Raw genomic sequence first — 2,405 nt, forward strand, 5'->3', positions numbered from 1 at the left:
ATAAAATCAATCTGTTTAACTTCTTTATTGTTGATTGTTAAATTTTTAATAGTTTGAATTAACTCTGTTTTAGAACTTATAAACATAAAAGATTCCTTATATAAAGCATTATTATATCATTTTTTATTTGCTAATATTTTTTGTCTCTCTATTAATCTCTCCTATCCACCTAAGCACATTGCCCTTATCATCAATCTCTACTTCTAAATCTTTGTATTTGTTGTAAAATTTAGGAGCTAAGATTTCATTAATTAGGATTTTTATAACTTTAAAAACTTCTTGTAATTCTTATTGCATCTTTTTAACTTTTTACATATTCTAGGTATTTGTTGTTGCTTGTTGCCTTTGTTGTGTCTATTTTTCACATAATTTCAGACGATATTCTTGTATAATCTGCTTGTTTTTAGAAATATATAAAAAATTATTAAAAATATTGTATTCATAAATACCATTTTTAAAAACATATCCTTTAAAATTCATATTTACATCACTAATAGACTTACCGTTTAGGACAATATATTTTCCATTATTTTTATTGACACCCACATATACAACTTTATCACAAGTTATATTACCCTCTGGACATAGATTTAAAATTTTTATCCAAAACTTTTCATTTTCATAGGTACATTGCTCTAGTGGAGTAAAATCCTCTTGCGCTAATAAATAAGTACTAAAAAATAAAAACAATAATATATTTTTAAAAATTACCATTTTTCATAACCTCCTTGAATGTAAAGCTTATATTCAGCATTTCTCCTATTAATTAGTCCTTGCATTACTTTATTTTGACTTTTGTTCCACGCCATCCAAGCTTCCTTTAATGTTTTGCAGCCTGTTTTCTCTCCATTGATGATTTTAACAACAGAAGAATTTTTAAAATTATCAATCCCTATATTAAAACATAATATAACCAAGGCATCAAATTCGTTCTGTGCTAAGGAAGAGTTTATTGAATTTTTTACAGCATTTTCAAAGGGCAACAAATCGCTTTTAAACAATTTATCCGCTTCTTGTAAAGTAATACCATTTTTATACAAATCCCATTCATTTTGCCCTATAAGATGTCCATATCCAATAGTTGCACCTTTAACATATGAAGTAATTTCTTTTCCATTTTGATCATTATAAGGTTTGAGTCTTAGCTTCTCTATATTTTTTAAAAGATTTTGACCATCATTGCTTAGATGAGTGATTTTTTCTTGAGTATTGTTTTCACTAACCCCATTTACCACCACAAATTTACAAACATAAAGCTCTTGTTTTCTATCTTCATCTTCTAAGATTTCATCTAGTCCTTGTGCGATTTGAAGTTTTAAATTTTGCATTTTTGCAGGAGCTAAAAAACTAAAATGATATTCGTTTAATTCTTTATTATCTTCTAAAGCATTTTTGATGATTTTATCATACTCATGTAGCTGTGTAAAATACCCTACTCCTAAATCTTTGTTTTCAAATTCCTTATAAGCACTTTTATAAACTTTAGCAATGTTTTTTGAGATAATAAAATAAAGTTTGATTAAATTAGTATCAAAGCTAAGATTTAATTCTTTAAATTCATAATCTTTACTAAAGTCTTGTTTGAATTGATTAAGAATATTTATATCCTCTATATCTTTTAAATCTTTTAAATCTATATTAAATTCATTTAAAGCCTTATTTTGTTCTTTTTTTTCATTATTGATTAAAAGATTATAGATAGGTAAATTATCTTTTTGAAATCTATCACTTTTATAATGAAGTCTTATTATAGGTTCTTTTAACTCTATTTGATTTTTACTTTGTTCTCCTAAGCCCTCTTTAGGATTAAAGCTGTGATCAAATTTAAACTTAGTAGGAGTAAAGCTTACTTTTAAAGGAAAACCTTTATCACTAATACAAGCTGATATGAGTTCTTGTAAGATTACATATTCATTATTGACTTTCTTTTGAGATAAGGATCCTTTTACATTAACAACTTTAGTACAAGGAACACTTACACCTGCTATAGTATTAGGACAAGCTACTATACTAGAGTTTAATAAATCACTTTCTAGCATAATAGGCACACCATCATCTTTAAAAGTTTTTCCTTTGTTTGATTTAAGTATGACTTTACCTCCATGGATACATTCTAGGTTTTGATTTTCTAAAAGAGCATGAAGTTTAGCTATAGCTTGTTTTTTATCTACTTGTGTGGTTTTTTGTTCTTTTAAAGTGTTTGAAATTAAGTCTTTATACTCTAAGCTTTGTTTGCTTAAACATTCTAATTTGATATTTAAAGAATTTTCTATAATAGAATAATTAAGCAAGCAAAGTTCATCATTTTTATAAAAGATACTAAGTCTTCCTAAACCACTGCTTTCATCTTTAGGAGAAAAATAATAACTAGGTGTATCTTGTTTTATAGTATTATCTTGATCTAA

Annotated in this window: 2 protein-coding genes; both read right to left on the reverse strand. The window is 25.9% G+C overall.

Translation table 11 applies throughout. The features are described from left to right. Window positions 1–354: 354 nt before the first annotated feature. Window positions 355–714, reverse strand: a complete 360-nt coding sequence (locus AJ939_RS01195; RefSeq protein ID WP_002779560.1) for a hypothetical protein — start codon at window positions 712–714, stop codon at window positions 355–357. Further along, window positions 708–2,291, reverse strand: coding sequence for a lysozyme (locus AJ939_RS11055; protein ID WP_070276058.1), 1,584 nt, complete (start codon window positions 2,289–2,291; stop codon window positions 708–710). The genes AJ939_RS01195 and AJ939_RS11055 overlap by 7 nt, the downstream gene beginning before the upstream one ends. Between the last annotated feature and the right edge of the window lie 114 nt (window positions 2,292–2,405).

This window comes from Campylobacter sp. BCW_6889 (assembly GCF_001762535.1).
Taxonomy (GTDB): Bacteria; Campylobacterota; Campylobacteria; order Campylobacterales; family Campylobacteraceae; genus Campylobacter_D; species Campylobacter_D jejuni.